The sequence below is a fragment of the Streptomyces sp. NBC_01622 genome (assembly GCF_045209635.1).
GTDB lineage: Bacteria > Actinomycetota > Actinomycetes > Streptomycetales > Streptomycetaceae > Streptomyces.
Genome location: NZ_CP109293.1, coordinates 10,870,186 through 10,887,126 on the forward strand (window position 1 = coordinate 10,870,186; position 16,941 = coordinate 10,887,126).

Here is a 16,941-nt window from a genome sequence, read left to right on the forward strand (position 1 = left end):
TGAGCAACGCGGGAGCCGCTGGAGAGTCGGAAGCAGCGCTGCAGGTGATCTTTGGGCCCCGGTCCGGCCCGTGTCCACAACGAGTCGGGATCTGGTGGGACGGCGGGACGACACCGGCGCTGACCTGCCGGGATCCACAGTGGCGTGACGGTTTCGCGGGACGGCTCCGGCGTGGCCGCGGGACAGGCCGGGCCGCGTGACGTCATGACCTGTGGAAAGAGGATGTGACACAGGAACTGACACCGAACAGCCCCACGGCCGTGGACCGTGGGGCAGTTCTGCCGCGTGCTCGGGTCAGCCGGCGGGCTGCGGCGGCGGGGTGAAGCGGTGGCCCCAGAACGCGCCGTCGGTGATCTCGTAGACGGGCACCGGCTCCGGCACCTTCAGACCGTTCCAACCGAACTCGACGGCGTAGTTCTCCGGCGACCACACATAGAACGACACCATGTGGTCGTTGGTGTGCTTGCCGAGCGAGTGCATCATCGGGACCTCGAGCTTCGCGGCCCGGTCCAGGGCGCGGCCCACGTCGTCCAGCGTCTTCCCCTCGACCATGAAGTGCAGCAGCCGCCCGGGGCCGGGCGCCGGGGTGACGCCCAGGGTGTGGTGGCGGGGGTTGCAGCCCATGAACCAGGTCGTGCCGCCCGGCGAGCGCATCGTGTTGCGCTCGATGAAGCCGAGGGTGTTGACGTAGAAGTCGAAGGTGCCCCGCGCGTCCTCGGCGGAGACGATGGCGTGCCCGAAGCCCATGTCGCCGGTCAGGAAGCCCGAGACCAGCGGCGTGTGCACCGGAACGTGGTCGAGGATCGCGCCGTAGAAAAGCTCGACCGGGTTGCCGCCCGGGTCGTTGAACTTCACGAAGCCGGTGACCTTCCGTTCCGCTGCCTCGTCCTCGGTGCCGGCGGTCACCTTGATGCCGGTCTTCTCGACGTCGGCGACCAGCCTCGCCAACTCCCGCTCGTCGATGACCTCGAAGCCCAGCGCGGTCATGCCGCTCTGCGAACCGGGGGAGACCACGATGCGGGCCGGATAGTCGTCCATCCGGTAGTACAGGGATTCCGGGTCGCCGCCCGCAACAGGCATCAGGCCGAGGAAATCCGCCCCGAACACCTTCCATTTCTCGATGTCACTGGATTCCAGCCGTACATACCCGAGTGAGCGCACACCCATCAGGGCTCTCCCATCACCGTCGTCAAGTCCTTGCCGTCCGACGCTAATCAGGCGGGCGGACCAGGAGTCGTGGACGTCCCACTGATCGGGAGGAGTACGACACCCGGCCGGGACCCGGTGGCACGGTGACTGTCGCCTGTCACCCCGCGACCGGAGGCCACGCACCGCCATGACACTCACCGCTGAGGACACCCTGCGCGAGCTGCACACCGACGAGGGCACGTTGCGCTACCACGAGGCGGGTGACGGGCCGCCCCTGCTCCTGTTGCACGGCTCCGGTCCTGGCGTCACCGGCTGGCGCAACTACCGTGGAAACCTCCCCCTGTTCGCGAAGCACTTCCGCTGTCTCGCCCTGGAATTCCCCGGGTTCGGGGTCAGCGACCCCACCGACGAGAACCCGATGACGGCGGCCCCGAAGGCCGTCCTGCGCTTCCTCGACGGCCTCGGCCTCGACCGCGTCGACGTCATCGGGAACTCCATGGGCGGCTTCGTCGCCGCCGGACTCGCCGTCGCCCACAAGGACTTGTTCCGCCGGGTCGTCACCATCGGCGGCGTCGGCCGCAACATCCTCTCGCCCGGACCGAGCGAAGGCCTCAACCTGCTTGTCGAGTTCGCCGAGAACCCGACCCGCGAGAACCTGCTCCAGTGGCTGCGGTCGATGGTCCACGACCCGTCCCTCCTCACCGAGGAACTCATCGAGGAGCGCTGGGCGAGCGCCACCGAGCCCGCGACCCTGGAGGCCTCCCGGCGGATCTACGGCCGACAGGCCATGGCCGCCATGCAGGCCGCCCAGGCCCACTCCGACCAGCCCATCTGGGCCGCCCTCCACAAGATCACCGCGCCCACCCTGCTGACGTGGGGCCGCGACGACCGGGTCACACCGCTGGAGAGCGCGCTGATCCCGATGCGTACGATTCCCAAAGCGGAACTGCATGTACTGCCCGACTGCGGACACTGGGCCATGATCGAGCAGAAGGAGGCCTGGGAGAGCGCGGTCCTGGCCTTCCTGACCCGCCCCGAGGCGTCCTGAGCGTCGGCGGGAACACCCAACGACCGGGGGGACGACGTGGCGAGACCCGCTGAGGGACGGCAACCGGCGGCCCCGATGTCGAGCGGCCAGGCCGCCCGCCGGGTCCGCATCCTCCGCGCCGCCTCCGAACTCGGCGCCCGCGAGGGACTGGCCAGCGTCCAGATGCACGACGTGGCCAAGGAAGCCGGCGTCGCCATCGCCACCCTGTACCGCTACTTCCCGTCCAAGCCGTATCTGTTCATGGCGGTCCTGGAGTGGCACATCGAGCAGTTCGTCGGCGGCCACGGCAATACGGCCGTCGCCGCCGAGGGCACGGACGCCGCCGCCGACATCGCGGAACTCCTCATCACGCTCAGCGTGAAGCTGCTGGACAGCCCCCTGCTCGCCTCGGCGGTGGCGCTGTCGTCGTTCACCGAGTACACGAGCGTCGTCCCGGCCCGCGCGGACCTGGTCGACAGCCCCCTGGGCCAGGCCATCCTGCGCCACCTCGGCGGCGTCCGCGAGGCCTCGGAGACCGACCGCAGCCGGGCACGCCTGCTCATCTACGGCTGGTGGGGCCTGTTCGTGGCCATGCTCACCGAGGAGCTCACCACCAAGGAGGCGGAGACCAACATGCGGCTGGCCGCACGGCTGCTCCTCACGCCGTAGGACATCATGACGGTGCCCGGAACACCCTTGGTGTCCCGGGCACTTGACGTTGTGTCAGTTCTTGGTGTCCGCGATGTCGAGCACGGCCAGATACGAGAACGCGACACTCGAACCGATGGGAGCCCCCGCGCCCGGGTACACGCGTCCCGTCATCGCGGCGGCGGTGTTGCCGGCCGCGTAGAGTCCCTCGATCGGGCCGCCGTCCGGGCGCAGCACCCGCGCGTGCTCGTCGATCCTCAGGCCGCCCTTGGTGCCGATGTCGGCCGGGAGGATGGTCGCGACGTAGTACGGCGGGGTGTCGAGCGGGGGCAGGAGCGGGTTGGGCCAGTCGGTCGTGGGCGGTGGTGCCGGGTAGTTGAGTTGGGGCAGGGCGGGGAAGCCCAGGACGTACTGGGCCATCTGGTCCCAAGGTGTCTCGCCACGATGGAACTTCTCGTCGACCCCGGTGTGCGCGTAGCCGTTGAACTCCTCGATGGTCTTGCGCAGGGCGTCCAGCGGTACGTCGATCAGCTGCGCCAACTCCTCAAGCGTGTCGGCCTTCTTGAGCGCGCCCGACTCGAACCACTCGGGGCGGACCGGCTCGTCGTACGGGCCGCCGAAGCCGTCCCGGTCGAGCTGGCGCTGGTCGATGATCCAGTGGGCGGGGATGTGCGAGACGCCCGAAGTTGCGTGCAGGCGGACTATCTCGCGGCCCGCCTGGTCGTAGGGGCGGGTCTCGTTGACGAAGCGTTCACCGGCGGCGTTGACCCAGATTCCGCCACGGGTGCCCGTGTGGAAGAGCGGCAGGCCGTCCGGCCAGACGAGCCCGGGGGTGAACCAGGCCGCGTCGAGCAGATCGGTGGCCGCGCCGACCGCGATGCCGGCCTGGAGCGCGTCGCCCGTGTTGCCCGGGGCGCCGTGGGTCCACTCGCTGCCGCGTTCCGGAACCGGCTGGTACTTCTCGCGCAGCTCGCGGTTGCGCTCGAAACCGCCGGCCGCGAGGATCACGCCGCCCGTGGCGCGGAACGTGACCCGTTCGCCGTCGCTCACCGCCTCCACGCCGACGACCCTGCCGTCCTCGACGACCAGGCTCTCCAACGCCGTGTCGAGCCGGAGCGTGCCGTGGCCCGTCTCCAGGAACGCCGCCAGCGTCCTGCCGATCAACGCGCGGCCTCCGCTGAGGACCGGGCCCTCGTCGTGCCCCCAGCGCTGGGTGGGCAGGCAGGCGCGGACCAGCCGCGCGTGTTCGCCGAGCTCGGCGACGGTGACCTGCGGCGGGAAGACGGTGTGCCCCGTGGGGGACGCGCCGGCGACCGACGGATAGTAGTCCGGCACCGGGAGATGCTCGAACGACTGGAACCACGGGTTCTGCTCCAGCTCGTCGATCAGCTGTACGCCGGCCCGCAGATAGGCCTCCTGGAGCGGCTCGCGCGACTCGTCGTCGACGGTGTCGCGCAGATAGGTCCTCGCGTCCTCGATGCTGTCGTCGAGTCCGGCCCGCCGCATGGGCGCGGAGCCGGGGTACCACAGACCGGAACCGGAGTAGGCGGTGGTGCCGCCGACCCGGTCGGTCTTCTCGATGACGAGGGTGCGCAGTCCGCGCGAGGCGGCGGCACAGGCGCCGACCAGACCTCCGCCCGACCCGACCACGATCACGTCGTAGACGTCCTCGTTGCTGGCCAAGATGACCTCCTCAGGTGTGCTGACGTTCTCGACGGCCGAGCGCGGCTCAACGCCACAACCTCTCGCAATGTGCGGGCGACGGTATCGAGCCAACTCCCCGGCTCCGGCCGGTCATCTCGCTCAGCGAGACCATTTGTCCACCCCGGATCGAGTCCCGGTGAGCGGAACGCGCGGGCCCGTGAAGGGGCACGGATGCCCAGGCTGGAGACCATCACGAGTTGAGGATGCGAATGACAGACGTTTGGGAACCGAGGGCCGTGGCGGACCGTGAGGCGGCGGTGGCCGAGGCGGTCGTACGACTGACGCGCGCGGTCCGTGACCGTCAACCGTGCGCTCCCGTACGGGACTTGCTCGGCGCCACCGACATCAGCCTCGCCTACGCCGTCCAACAGCGCGTCGTCGCCGGCCGGATCGCGGCCGGAGCACGCGTCGTCGGCCGCAAGATCGGACTGACCTCCGAGTCGGTGCAGCGCCAAGTCGGCGTCGACCGGCCCGACTTCGGGGTGCTCCTCGCCGACATGGACGTCAGCGCGCTGCCGGCCGTGCCGAGCGAGCGGCTGCTGCAGCCCAGGGTCGAGGCCGAGGTCGCGTTCGTCCTCGCGGCCGACCTCGACGACGACGATCTCGACCTCGAGCGGGTCCGGTCCGCCGTCGCGTACGGCGTCGCCGCGCTGGAGATCGTGGACAGCCGGGTCGCCGACTGGGACATCGCGATCACCGACACCGTCGCCGACAACGCGTCCAGCGGACTGTTCGTACTCGGCGGCGAGCGGGTCGAGTTGAAGGCCTTCGAACCCCGGGACGTGCGCATGCGGCTGTACGCCGACGGTCAGCTCGCGTCCGAGGGCGACGGCACGGCCTGCCTCGGTGATCCCCTTGCCGCGCTGCTGTGGCTGGCGCGCACCGCGCGGGAGTTCGGCGATCCACTGCGGGCCGGTCAGGTCGTGCTCTCCGGGGCACTGGGGCCTCTGGTGCCCACTCCGCCGGGAGTCACCGTACGGGCCGAGATGTCGGGCCTCGGCACCGTGACCGCGACGTTCTCCGACGTAGTGGAATCAGCCAACTCATCCGACTCATCGGACTCTTCGAAGGAACAGGGATGACGAAGACCAAGGTGGCCGTCATCGGCTCCGGGAACATCGGCACCGACCTGATGATCAAGGTGCTGCGGCTGTCCGACACCCTGGAGATGGCCGCGATGGTGGGCATCGACCCCGACTCGGACGGCCTCGCCCGCGCCGCGCGCCTGAAGGTGCCCACCACCCACGAGGGCGTGGACGGGCTGATCCGGATGGACGGCTTCGACGACATCGAGATCGTCTTCGACGCCACGTCCGCGAAGGCACACGTCGAGAACGCCAAGCGCCTCGCCCCGTACGGCAAACGGCTCGTCGACCTCACACCCGCGGCCATCGGCCCGTACGTCGTGCCGCCGGTGAACCTCGACGAGCACCTTGCCAACGATGTCGACAACCTCAACCTGGTCACCTGCGGCGGCCAGGCCACCATCCCGATCGTGCACGCGGTCAGCCGGATCACGCCGGTGCCCTACGCCGAGATCGTCGCCTCGATCGCCTCGAAGTCGGCCGGACCCGGAACCCGGGCCAACATCGACGAGTTCACCGAGACGACCTCCGCCGCGATCGAGAAGGTGGGCGGAGCCCGGCGCGGCAAGGCGATCATCGTGCTCAATCCGGCCGAGCCGCCGCTGATCATGCGGGACACCGTGTACTGCCTGATCGGCGACGCGGACCAGGAGCAGGTGCGGGCCTCCGTGGAGGGCATGGTGGACGCGGTCGCCGAGTACGTGCCCGGCTACCGGCTCAAGCAACAGGTGCAGTTCACCCCGATCCCGGCCGGCGATCCGGTCCACACCCTCTTCACCGGAGACGCCTCCGAGGTCACCACCAAGGTGTCCGTCTTCCTCGAAGTCGAGGGCGCCGCCCACTACTTGCCCGCCTACGCCGGCAACCTCGACATCATGACCTCGGCCGCCCTGCGGGTCGCCGAGCGCATCGCCCAGCGATTCTCCACCGAGGTGACCCGGTGACCCCCAGGCTCTATGTGCAGGACGTCACCCTCCGGGACGGCATGCACGCCATCCGGCACCGGATCACGCCCGAGCACGTGGCCGCCATCAGCGCGGCCCTGGACCAGGCGGGCGTGGACGCCATCGAGGTCGCCCACGGCGACGGACTGTCCGGCGGCAGCCTCAACTACGGCCCCGGCAGCAACACCGACTGGGAATGGATCGAGGCCGCCGCCGGCGCCATCCACCGGGCGACCCTCACGTCCCTGCTGCTGCCCGGCATCGGCACCATCGCCGAACTCAAGCAGGCGTACTCCCTCGGCGTCCGCTCGGTCCGGATCGCCACCCACTGCACCGAAGCCGACGTCGCCGCCCAGCACATCGCCACCGCCCGCGAACTCGGCATGGACGTCTCCGGCTTCCTGATGATGGCCCATATGACCGACCCCGCCGAACTCGCCCGCCAGGCAAGCCTGATGGAGTCCTACGGCGCGCACTGTGTCTACGTCACCGACTCCGGTGGCCGGCTGACCATGGACGGCGTCCGCGACCGCATCCGCGCCTACCGGGACGTCCTCGACCCGGACACCCAGATCGGCATCCACGCGCACGAGAACCTGTCCCTGTCGGTCGCCAACTCCGTCACGGCGGTGGAGGAAGGGGTGACCCGAGTCGACGCGTCCCTCGCCGGACAGGGCGCGGGCGCCGGCAACTGCCCGATCGAGCCGTTCGTCGCCGTCGCCAACCTCCTTGGCTGGGAGCACGGTTGTGACCTGTTCGCCCTCCAGGACGCCGCCGACGATCTGGTACGGCCGCTGCAGGACCGCCCCGTGCGCGTCGACCGGGAGACCCTGACCCTCGGCTACGCGGGCGCCTACTCCAGCTTCCTGCGGCACGCCGAGACGGCGGCCGGACAGTACGGCCTCGATGCGCGCACGATCCTCCAGGAGGTCGGCAGGCGGGGGCTGGTCGGCGGGCAGGAGGACATGATCGTGGACATAGCGCTGGACCTCACGCGCGGCTGCTGATCGCGCGTTCCGGTAGCGCCGCTTCCCGGTCCACAGGCCGGGGGCGGCGCTTTCGCGCGTTGATTAGACCGGGCGTACCAATAAACTCGTGCACGCCTCTTGGCCCGCGTCCGACGCCGTTGATACGTTGACGAAGGCGCCGAACTAGAATTGATTTCAGTTTGAGTAGAGAGGCATTGACGATGACGTCTGCCCTTCGACTGGAGCCGCGATACGAGGCCGACCGGCATGCGCTGCCACCTTCGATGATGGAGCGTGTGACGTTGATCATGGACCTCTTCGAGCGGCCCCAGACACACCTCACCCTCGAAGTGGTCTCCCGCCGGACCCAGTTGCCCCGCTCGACCACCCACCGGATCCTCGACCAACTGGTGCGCCTGGACTGGCTGCACCACACCGTCGCCGGGTACGCGCTGGGGCCGCGCGCGCTCGGTCTCGGCGGGCGGGAGATCGGGCACAGCACACTGCGCGCGGCAGCCGCGCCCCAACTCCTCGACCTGGCCGTCCGGACGAAGATGGTCGTCCATCTCGCGGTGCTCGACGGCCCCGAGATCTACTACCTCGACAAGATCGGCGGCCGGGCCGCGGTCGACATCCCCTCGCGGGTCGGCGGGCGGGCGGTAGCCCACTGCACCGGTCTCGGCAAGGCGATGCTCGCCTGGCTCAGCCCGGAGGAGATCGACGCCCGCTACCAGCAGTCGATGGAGTGCCGCACCTCCCACAGCATCGGCCGACTCGACCTGCTCCACCGGGAGTTGAGTACCGTACGCCGACGCAACGGCCTCGCGATCGACCGGGGCGAGTGCTTCCCCGACCTCGGCTGCGTCGGCCTCGCCCTGCGCGGGCCAGACGGCCCGGTCGGCGCGATCTCGGTCGTCGGCGACGGGCGCGCACCGCTTGAGCTGGTGGCTCCGCTGGTCGTGAACGCCGTACGGGCCGTGTCCGAGGAACTGTTCGGGGGCGGGGAGTCGTATCGGCGGGATGTGACCGAGGCGGTGACCTTGTAAGCGGGTGGTGCTCAGGCCGCCGTGACGTGCGCGGAGAGCAGGTCCGCGAGGTCGACGCGGGTCAGGAAGTCGCGGCGGATGCGGTCGGCCACGCCGGAGACCGCCTCGGAGCCGTCGTCGGCCGGGTCGATGTGCACCCGGTACGGGCGCTGCCCGACGGGAAGTGCGACGATGCGGGCGATCTCCTCGGACACCAGCGAGGCGTCCGCGCCCTCCGGGACCAACGCGGCGAGTTTCTCCGCGACTTGGGTCATCAGGCCGGCGTACCGTGTCTCGTACTCCGCCTCGACCTCGCCGTCCGCCGGGCGCCCGGAGTGGGCGAAGTGGTTCGTGCCGCTGGTGAACGCACCGGGCACCACGATGGAGGTCTCCACGCCCCAACGGGCCAGCTCGGCCGCATAACTTACGGCGAGGGAGTCCATCGCGGCCTTGGCGGCGAAGTACGGCGCCAGATACGGCGGGGTACCGCCCTTGACACTCGAACTCGACACCCAGATCACCAGACCCCGGCCGGCCTTGCGCAGGTGGGGCAGCGCGGCGCGGTTGACACGCTGGGTGGAGAGGACGTTCACGTCGTACAGCTCGGCGAGCTGTACGGGCGTGAAGGCCTCGGCCGGTCCGGTGACCATGTGGCCGGCGTTGTGGATCAGGACGTCGATGCGGCCGTGCTCGGCGATGACGCGGTCGATCGCCGCGTCGACGGAGTCCTGCGCGTTCACGTCGAGTTCTATGGAGCGCAGGTCGACGCCGTGTTCCCTGCTGTAGTCGGCGGCGGCCTGCACCTGGGGCGCGTTGCGGGTGGTGGTGTTGCGCATCCCGGCGTAGACGGTGTCGCCCTTGTCCGCGAGGGCGCGGGCGGTGAGGGCGCCGAAACCGCTGGAGGCGCCGGTGATCACGACGATGTTGTTCATGGGGATCTCCTTGAGTGGGCGGGACGGCTCAGGCCAACCCGCCGTTGGCGAACAGCACTTGGCCGTTGATCCAGCGGGCCGGACCGGCGAGGAACGCGACAAACTCCGCGATGTCGTCCGGGGTGCCCAGACGCTCCAGCGGGGCGGCCTTGGCCAGGTTCTCGACCGTCGCCTCGTCCTTGCCGTTCAGGAACAGGGGAGTGGCGGTCGGGCCGGGGGCGACGGCGTTCACGGTGATGTCCTTGCCGCGCAGTTCGCGGGCCAGTACGAGGGTCATCGCCTCGACCGCGGCCTTGCTCGCCACATAGGCGCCGTAGGTCGGGAACTTGGTGCGGGTGACGGTGGTGGAGAAGTTGATGATCGCGCCGCCACCGCGCACCCGTCGGGCCGCCTGCTGGGAGACGACGAACGTGCCGCGGATGTTGGTGCGGTGCATGCGGTCCAGGTCGTCGAGGTCGAGAGTGGCGATCGGGGACAGGACCATGATCCCGGCGGTGTTGACGACGACGTCGATACCGCCGAACTCCTGCTCCACCGCGTCGAACGCGGCGGACATTGCGTCCTCGTCGGCGACGTCACCGCCGAGCGGGATCGCCCTGCCGCCGGCCGCGACGATCGCGGCGACCGTCTCGTCGGCCTTGGCCTTGTTGCCGGCGTAGTGCACGGCGACCGCGATGCCGTCCCTGGCCAGCCGCTCGGCGACCGCGCGGCCGATGCCGCCGGAACCGCCGGTGACCAGGGCGACGCGGGTGGGGGCGTCGGTGTCAGTCATGGTGAAGGTCCTTCCGTGAGGTGGGGATCTGTGTGAGCCACTGGCCGAGCAGGGCCGACTCCGCGGGGGTGAACGGTTCGGGTGTGAGGTCGTCCAGGGACGAGAGCAGCGTGGTCGCGGCTGCGGCACGGGCGTCTGCGGCCGTGGTGTCCGCCGCGGGGTCGAGCAGGATCGCCTGGTGGATCGCGTCCCGGACCAGCCTCGACAGGCCGGAGTCCGGATACAGCGTGGGACGGGTGATCAGCGCCAGGGACACCCCGGTGTTGGCCGACATGACCATGCGTGCCGCGATCTCCGGTGCGACACGGAGACGGCCCTGCGCGGCGAGCCGCTCCAGGTCCCCGCGGAGGATGCGCATCGCCTCCGCCGCTGCCTCGGGCACGGAACGGAGCGCCGGGGAGAACATCAGCTTGTAGGCGTTGGGGTGCGCCAGCGCGAACGCCGTGTGGCTGTCCCAGCCGGCCCGGAGGTCCCGCAGCGGGTCCTCGGATTTCTCGGCGGCGCGCTTCGTCTCCAGGTACTGGTCCCAGACGTGGTCGACCGTGGCCGCCAGCAACCCGTCCTTGTCGCCGAACAGTCGGTACAGCACCGGCTGTTGCACACCGGCCGCCTCGCACACCGCGCGAGTGGACACGTCACCGCTGGGTGACTGGGCGATCAGCTCGGCCGCTGCTTCGATTATCAGCGATCTCGTGTTCATGTAATCGACGATAACACTGATGTGTATCGCTGACAACGGTCTGCTGTTATCGGTGAAACCAGGGGTGCCTCCCACCGCGTCCGTGCGGTGGGAGGCACCCCTGCTCTGCCGTGCGGTGGCTCAGGACTGCACGGCGAGTGAGAAGGACTGCGCGGTCGAGCCGTCGCAGGTCCGCTGGGTGAGCTGGACACTGTTGGTCGCCGCCGTGGCGGCGGTCAGGCACTTGCCGCTGTGCCGGGCGACGAAGTGATAGCGCCCGCTCGTCTCACGCACCGGCTGCCACTGCTGGTTCGTGCCGCCGGAGTAGGCCCACAGCTGCAACGGCGCGTTGTCCGCCGTCGAGCGGTCGGTCACGTCGATGACCTGCGCCGGGTTGCCGCGCGCGGTGATCTCCATGTACCCGCTGTCGGTGGAGCGGAACTGGTACTGCTGCGCCGTCGTGCCGTTGCAGGCGTACTGCTGGATCGCCGTCCCGTTGGCCGTGGCCGCCGAACGGGCGTCAACGCACGTGCTGTTGCCGCCGTTCTGCACGGAGTACCAGGCGGTCTCGGAGATCGGGGTGTCCGTCGGCGGCGTCGAAGTGTCGCCCCCGCCGAGCCACTTGAGCCCGTTCAGCAGGAACTGGTTCTGGGTGGCGCTCGCGAACGTCGACGACAGCCGCGTGTTGGTCGTGTAGTTCATCGCGTTGTGGCCGAAGTTCGCGTACAGCATCTTGTACTTCGTGTTGGTCCAGATGATGGGGTAATACCCGCTGTACCAGGACTGGTTGGGATCGGTGCCGACCGGGAAGCTGCTCGGGTCGATCGACGCCAGGATCTTGATGTCCGGGTTCTGCCGCAGATCGTTGGACCAGCTGTACCACTCGCTGACCGACGAGGTGAACGTGGCCGGCAGGTTGGCGGTGGGCGGGATCGAATGGTCCTCCACCTTCAGGGTCACCGCGGTCGGGCCCCAGGTGTTGGACACGAAGTTCCCCGAGCCGAGGAACGTGTTGTGGTACCAGGACCAGCTCGCCGCGTCCGTCGTGAAGGCCGAGACGTGGAAGCCCATGAAGCCGCCGCCGCCCCTCATGTACGCCTCGAAACCGGAGCGTTGGGCTGCGGACTGCGGCAAGTCGTCGAGGAACAGGACGACTTGGTACGCGTTGACCCCGCCGTTGGCGAGCAGGTCCCAGTTGGTGCTGGCCGTGTAGGTGTAGCCGTTGGCCGCCGCCTGCTGCGGGAACCAGACGTTCGCCTCCTTGTCGAAGTCGATGTGTGCCGCGTCGTAGGTCCCGCTGTAGAGCGCGAGGATCTTGAACGGCGTTGCCGTGGTGCTCGCGTGGGCGGCGGGCGGTACGGACGCGAGGCCCAGCAGCGTCGCCAGCAGGAGCAGGACCCGCAGGAGCGCGCGGGTGGAACCGGATCTGACGGTGTTCATCTTCTGATCGATCCTTTCCGCGCGGTCTACGGGTAGTTGGTCAGGTAGGCCACGTTGGTGCTGGAGTTGGACGGTCCGCCGGTGCTGTTGATGATGTGGCTGATCGTGCCGACGCCACCCAGCGAGACGGTCACCATGTCGTGGAACTTGACCCCGGACACGCTCGGCACCTCGAAGGCGTGATCGGCGACCACGGCGGAGTTGGAGCTGAAGTAGCAGTAGCTGCCAAGTCCCCACGCCTCATGGGTGGTTACGCCCGCGGCGACCTTGTAGGCGGGGTAGCCCTTGCCGGTGCCGTTCATCCAGGAGGCCTGGTTGGGCGGGTCGTAGGGCATCTCGTTCTGGAAGAAGTACGTTCTGCCGCCGTTGCCGTTCCAGAGGACCTGGGTCTTCTGGAAGTGCTCGACGAACAGGCCGTACGCCGTCACGTTGGCGCCGTTGACGATCAGTCCGGTGTCCGCCGTGTTGGTGGTCCAGCCGACCGTGCCCGAGTTGCCGTGGTCGGCGCGCCAGATCCAGGTGTGGTCGATGATCGTGTTGGCGCTGTTGACTACAACGGAGTTGGTGGCCTTGCCAATGGTGGCGCCACCGATGCGGACGAAGACATCGGACAACTGCGTCGGGTCGGAGGCGTGCGTGGCGGTCGAGCCGGACGGGCCGATCTGTACCAGCGTCGCGGAGTTGGTGGTGCCCGCGTCGATCAGCAGGCCCGCTAGCTCGATGCCGTCCACGTCGGCGGTGGAGATCGCCGTGATCCCGCCGTCCGGCACGAAGGTGGCCAGGCCCATGCCCAGGACGACCGTGTCGGGGCGGGTGATGTTGAGCGTCTGGTTGAGGTGGTAGACGCCCGGGGTGACCAGGAGGTTCTTGCCGGCCGCGAGCGCGGTGTTCATGTCGGCCGCGGTGGCGCCGGGCTTGACGATGTAGAACTGGTCGATCGGGAGCGACTTGCCCGCCGGGGTCTTCCCGCTCCACGTCGTACCGACGGCGTTGGACTGCAGCCCGGGCACGAACACCTGGTAGGCGCCCGCGCTGTCGACGTACAGGAAGGGCTTCTCGCGGATCGTGGGCGAGCTGGCGACGTTGGTGTACGTCGGGAAGGACTGGGCGGGTGCGCCCTGGTCGCCGACGAAGACCATGTTCCAGTTGGAGCCGGACCAACTGCCCATCGTGGAGTTCCGGGTGAGGAACTGCTGCTGGGTCCCGGACTGGATCTGGCCGTCGACCTTGGTGTCGGAGATGAAGCCGCCGCTGGACCAACCGCCGTCGTCCAGCGCCAGGTTGCCGCGCACGTGCATGCGCCGGTACGGGGCGGCCTGCGAGACGGCCCAACGGTCGGTGCCGCCGGTGGGGTTGACCGACAGGTTCTCGGCGTCGCGCCAGAAGTTCTGTGTCGCGTTGCCCTGGAACCAGTCGGCCTCCGCGTGCACCGCGCCGTTGATCGTCACGTCGTCCGGCGAGAAACCGAGACCCGCGACCTGCGTGTAGAAGCCGACGTTGGCGTTGGCGCTGTAGGTACCCGGCTTGAACAGCAGGGCCTGGCGGGCCGAGCCGAACTGGTTGGTCTGCTGCTGGGCGAAGACCGAGTCCAGCTTGGACTGGATGCTGGACGCCGACATCGACGGGTCGAACACCGTCACGTTGGGGCCGAAGTCCGGGGTGCCCGGCGGGTTCGTCGTGGCGCCGCCCAGGGTGAAGGACTGCGCGGCCGTGCCGTTGCAGGTGTACTGCGCCAACTGCACGCTGTCGGCGGTCGACGCGCTCGGCACGTCGAGGCACTTGCCGCTGTTGCGGTTGACGAAGTGGTAGGCGCCGTCCGCCTCGGCTACCGGCAGCCACTGCTGGTTGCTGCCGCCGGAGTACGTCCAGAGCTGGATGAGCGCGGAGTCGGCGGTCGAGACGCCGGTGACGTCCCAGGCCTCGGCCGCGTTCAGGTTGCTGTTGACGCGGTAGTAGCCGCTGTCGGTGGCGACCAACTGCCAGTTCTGCGCGGTGCTTCCGTTGCACGTGTACTGCTGCACGGCGGTGCCGTCGGCGCTCGCGGCCGAGCGGGCGTCGACGCACTTGCCGCTGCCCTTGTTGACCACGGTGGTGTAGCCGGTCGGTATCGCGGCGGCGGCCGAGTTCGCGGCGCTCGCCGAACCCTGCGCGGCGAACTCGATGCCGGTCACGGTGGTCGCCACGAGCGCGACAGCCGTGAGCGCTCTCGGTATCGCGTGGCGGCCGGACAGTCTTTTCCGTCTGAGCACGGATTCTCCTGTGGTGATGGGGGGTTGGGGGGAAAGGGTCGGAGGGCGTCCGTCAGCCGGTGTACTGGGCGAAGATGCTGGTGAACTGCCAGTTGCTCTGGCTCACGCCCGAGCAGGTGTCGTCGTTCGGGTAGGCGCCCGGGCAGGGCCGGTCACGGTTGGCCGACCAGAACGTCAGCCGCGCCAGGTGGTGCGCCTGGGCGTAGCTCAAGATGGTCTGGAAGTCGGCGGTGGTGACGGTCTCGCTGTTGTCGGTGATGCCGTTCATGGACGAGATGCCCATGTCCCGGTAGGCCGCGTCGTCGCTGTAGCCGTACGCGTTCTTCAGCGCGGTCTTGAGGCCCTCGGCCGCGCGCTGGGTGAGCGTGCCCATGTTCTGGCCGGCGCCGCCGAAGTCGAACGGCATGATCGTCCAGGCGTCCACGGTCAGTCCGGACGACGCGGCCCGGTTGATGAGGCTGGTGTCGGGACCGCTCTGCCCGGTGCCGATGGTGACGTACACCTTGATGCCCGGGTTGTTGGCCTTGACGGTCTTGAGCGCGTCGACCGTGCGCTGCTGGACCGTGGCGTTGCTGTACGCGTCGGCCTCGATGTCGATGTCGATGGCCTTCAGCGAGTAGGCGCTGATCACCTTCTGGTACGCCGCCGCCAGCTCGCTCGCGCTGGAGCAGGAGCTCTCCAGCTTGTTGCCGCTGTAGCCGCCGAAGGACGGGACGACATCGCCGCCGTTGGCCCGCACGGTGTTGATGGTCGACTGGTCGACCCCGCCGGTCAGCGCCCGGCCGCCGTCCCACTGCGGGTTGCAGTAGCCGTTGCTCAGGACGAACGCGAGCGTGAACCACTTCACGCCGGTTGCGTTCATGACAGTCGTGGGGCTGGGCGGATTCCCCCAGCCGTTGTAGAGGTACGGCGCCACGGCCATCGGCGCGGTCGTGGGCGGGGTCGTGCCGCCGGCGGCGGGAGCGGTCCACTTCTGGTTGGCGGCGCCGGAGCAGGTCCAGATCTGGGTACGGGTGCCGTTGGCCGATGAACTGCCGGTGACGTCAAGGCACTTGTTGGCCGCCGGGTTCACGATGTCGTGCGCGGCGCTGACCGTCCACTGCTGGTTGGCGCTGCCGGCGCACGTCCACAGCTGGAGCTGGGCGCCGTTGGCCGTCGAATTGCCGGTGATGTCAAGGCACTTGCCGAGGGCTCTGATGGTGCCGTCGGCGCTGACCGTCCACTGCTGGGCGGCGGTCCCGTTGCAGTCGTAGATCTGTACGGCGGTGCCGTCGGCGGAGCTCGCGCCGGCGACGTCGAGACACTTGCCGGCCAGGCCGGTGATGGTGCCGGTCGCGGCCGAGGCGGAGGGCGCTCCGAGGGTGCCGAGGGCGGTGAGGCCGAGGGAGAGCGCGAGGGCGCAGCGCAGGGCGAGGCGTTGCATGACGAGAGGGCCTTTCGTCCTGGGGTGGGGGGTGGACGCCGCCGGCGTGAAGGCGGTGAGAGGTGAACGCTCGCGTTCACATATGTGAGCACGAATTACACTCATCGGAGGTCTGCTGGCTGGTGAACCTAAAGGTCTGCACCAAAGCCGTCAAGAGGTGCGACCGGATAAGTCCCGCACGCCATGGCTGAGTTGAGAAGTTGTAGGCGAAGGAAAAGAAATCACCAGAACCATTGAGTGGCCGGTTCCCACAGGTCACACTGTGCGAGCTTCGTGATGATCGTCAGGGCGCGTGTCGGAGGAACCATGAACACAACGGGGACCGCGGAGGTCGCGGTGCGGCACATCCTCAGCGACAAGGTCACGGGAGGGATCCTCACGCCGAAGACGCGCACGATCACCTGGACCGACGCCCACTACGTGGTCAAACGGCCTCCGTCGGGCAAGCGCACGGTGGAGCTGACCTGCACCGAGTGCTCGGCGTCCCTGCTGGCCGAGGTCCGCGACCAGTCCACCACGCGCACGCTCGCGACCATCATGCGCGTCGTCGGGGCGCTGTGTCTGATGGCCTTCGTCACCGCGTTCGCCTACGCCGTCCACGAGGGCGGCAAGACCCTCCCCGAGGGGCAGTCGCTGCCGGCTCTCTTCTCCGTCAGCGTCGTCGCCATCTTCGTCACCTTCGTGGGCGCGCCCGTGTTCTACCTCCGCGGCCGCAACTACAGCGGCGTCAGCATCCTCGACGCCCCCAAGCCGCGCCGCGGACACCGGATCGTGTCGGTGCGGGTGGTGAAAAAGGTGCCGCGAACCGGCCGTTAACCCGGGCGAGTTCGGCGGGCCGGTCCTGCGGGAGCCGCGAGTGGCCGTCGGCGGTCCGGCCCGCGACACCCGGACGGAAT

General features: G+C 69.1%; 15 protein-coding genes. 7 read left to right on the forward strand and 8 right to left on the reverse strand.

From position 1 onward, the window contains the following. Nucleotides 1-294: 294 nt before the first annotated feature. Nucleotides 295-1,167, reverse strand: coding sequence for a VOC family protein (locus OH768_RS50245; protein ID WP_406464026.1), 873 nt, complete (start codon nucleotides 1,165-1,167; stop codon nucleotides 295-297). A 169-nt stretch (nucleotides 1,168-1,336) separates the two neighbouring features. Between OH768_RS50245 and OH768_RS50250 the strand changes: the two genes are divergently transcribed. Beyond that, nucleotides 1,337-2,197 (forward strand): alpha/beta fold hydrolase, encoded by an 861-nt coding sequence (locus OH768_RS50250; RefSeq protein ID WP_406464027.1) that lies wholly within the window; start codon nucleotides 1,337-1,339, stop codon nucleotides 2,195-2,197. Between the two features lie 36 nt (nucleotides 2,198-2,233). Further along, nucleotides 2,234-2,845 (forward strand): TetR/AcrR family transcriptional regulator, encoded by a 612-nt coding sequence (locus tag OH768_RS50255; protein ID WP_406464029.1) that lies wholly within the window; start codon nucleotides 2,234-2,236, stop codon nucleotides 2,843-2,845. A 54-nt stretch (nucleotides 2,846-2,899) separates the two neighbouring features. On the opposite strand, the gene OH768_RS50260 is transcribed toward OH768_RS50255, so the two are convergent. Continuing rightward, nucleotides 2,900-4,507 (reverse strand): FAD-dependent oxidoreductase, encoded by a 1,608-nt coding sequence (locus tag OH768_RS50260; protein WP_406464030.1) that lies wholly within the window; start codon nucleotides 4,505-4,507, stop codon nucleotides 2,900-2,902. A gap of 230 nt (nucleotides 4,508-4,737) precedes the next feature. Here OH768_RS50260 and OH768_RS50265 point away from each other — a divergent pair, with 230 nt between their 5' ends. The 4 genes from OH768_RS50265 to OH768_RS50280 all read left to right on the forward strand — a co-directional run bounded on the left by OH768_RS50265 (nucleotide 4,738) and on the right by OH768_RS50280 (nucleotide 8,571). Continuing rightward, nucleotides 4,738-5,610 (forward strand): 2-keto-4-pentenoate hydratase, encoded by an 873-nt coding sequence (locus OH768_RS50265; RefSeq protein WP_406464032.1) that lies wholly within the window; start codon nucleotides 4,738-4,740, stop codon nucleotides 5,608-5,610. Beyond that, complete coding sequence (locus tag OH768_RS50270; protein ID WP_406464033.1) at nucleotides 5,607-6,557, forward strand: acetaldehyde dehydrogenase (acetylating); 951 nt, start codon at nucleotides 5,607-5,609, stop codon at nucleotides 6,555-6,557. The genes OH768_RS50265 and OH768_RS50270 overlap by 4 nt, the downstream gene beginning before the upstream one ends. Continuing rightward, a complete protein-coding gene (dmpG, locus tag OH768_RS50275) occupies nucleotides 6,554-7,564 on the forward strand; it encodes a 4-hydroxy-2-oxovalerate aldolase (protein ID WP_406464034.1) in 1,011 nt (336 codons plus the stop codon). The genes OH768_RS50270 and dmpG overlap by 4 nt, the downstream gene beginning before the upstream one ends. A 248-nt stretch (nucleotides 7,565-7,812) precedes the next feature. Beyond that, nucleotides 7,813-8,571 carry an IclR family transcriptional regulator gene (locus tag OH768_RS50280; protein WP_406465763.1) on the forward strand — a complete coding sequence of 253 codons (759 nt, stop codon included), beginning with the start codon at nucleotides 7,813-7,815 and terminating at the stop codon, nucleotides 8,569-8,571. An 11-nt stretch (nucleotides 8,572-8,582) separates the two neighbouring features. Here the strand turns inward: OH768_RS50280 and OH768_RS50285 are convergent, their stop codons facing one another. From OH768_RS50285 to OH768_RS50310, 6 genes are all read right to left on the reverse strand, one after another. After that, nucleotides 8,583-9,482: an SDR family oxidoreductase gene (locus OH768_RS50285; protein ID WP_406464035.1), complete on the reverse strand. Its 900-nt coding sequence runs from the start codon at nucleotides 9,480-9,482 to the stop codon at nucleotides 8,583-8,585. A gap of 28 nt (nucleotides 9,483-9,510) precedes the next feature. Continuing rightward, the gene (locus OH768_RS50290) at nucleotides 9,511-10,254 is read right to left on the reverse strand and encodes an SDR family oxidoreductase (protein WP_406464036.1); all 744 of its coding nucleotides are present in this window, start codon (nucleotides 10,252-10,254) and stop codon (nucleotides 9,511-9,513) included. Further along, entirely contained in the window at nucleotides 10,247-10,954 is a 708-nt protein-coding gene (locus tag OH768_RS50295) for a TetR/AcrR family transcriptional regulator (protein ID WP_406464037.1), read from the reverse strand. The genes OH768_RS50290 and OH768_RS50295 overlap by 8 nt, the downstream gene beginning before the upstream one ends. Nucleotides 10,955-11,074: 120 nt before the next feature. Then, nucleotides 11,075-12,373 (reverse strand): ThuA domain-containing protein, encoded by a 1,299-nt coding sequence (locus OH768_RS50300; RefSeq protein WP_406464039.1) that lies wholly within the window; start codon nucleotides 12,371-12,373, stop codon nucleotides 11,075-11,077. Between the two features lie 26 nt (nucleotides 12,374-12,399). Beyond that, a complete protein-coding gene (locus OH768_RS50305; protein WP_406464040.1) occupies nucleotides 12,400-14,622 on the reverse strand; it encodes an RICIN domain-containing protein in 2,223 nt (740 codons plus the stop codon). A 52-nt stretch (nucleotides 14,623-14,674) separates the two neighbouring features. Then, the gene (locus tag OH768_RS50310; RefSeq protein WP_359615150.1) at nucleotides 14,675-16,045 is read right to left on the reverse strand and encodes a ricin-type beta-trefoil lectin domain protein; all 1,371 of its coding nucleotides are present in this window, start codon (nucleotides 16,043-16,045) and stop codon (nucleotides 14,675-14,677) included. A gap of 306 nt (nucleotides 16,046-16,351) precedes the next feature. Between OH768_RS50310 and OH768_RS50315 the strand changes: the two genes are divergently transcribed. Further along, nucleotides 16,352-16,861: a hypothetical protein gene (locus OH768_RS50315; protein WP_406464041.1), complete on the forward strand. Its 510-nt coding sequence runs from the start codon at nucleotides 16,352-16,354 to the stop codon at nucleotides 16,859-16,861. Nucleotides 16,862-16,941 lie beyond the last annotated feature (80 nt).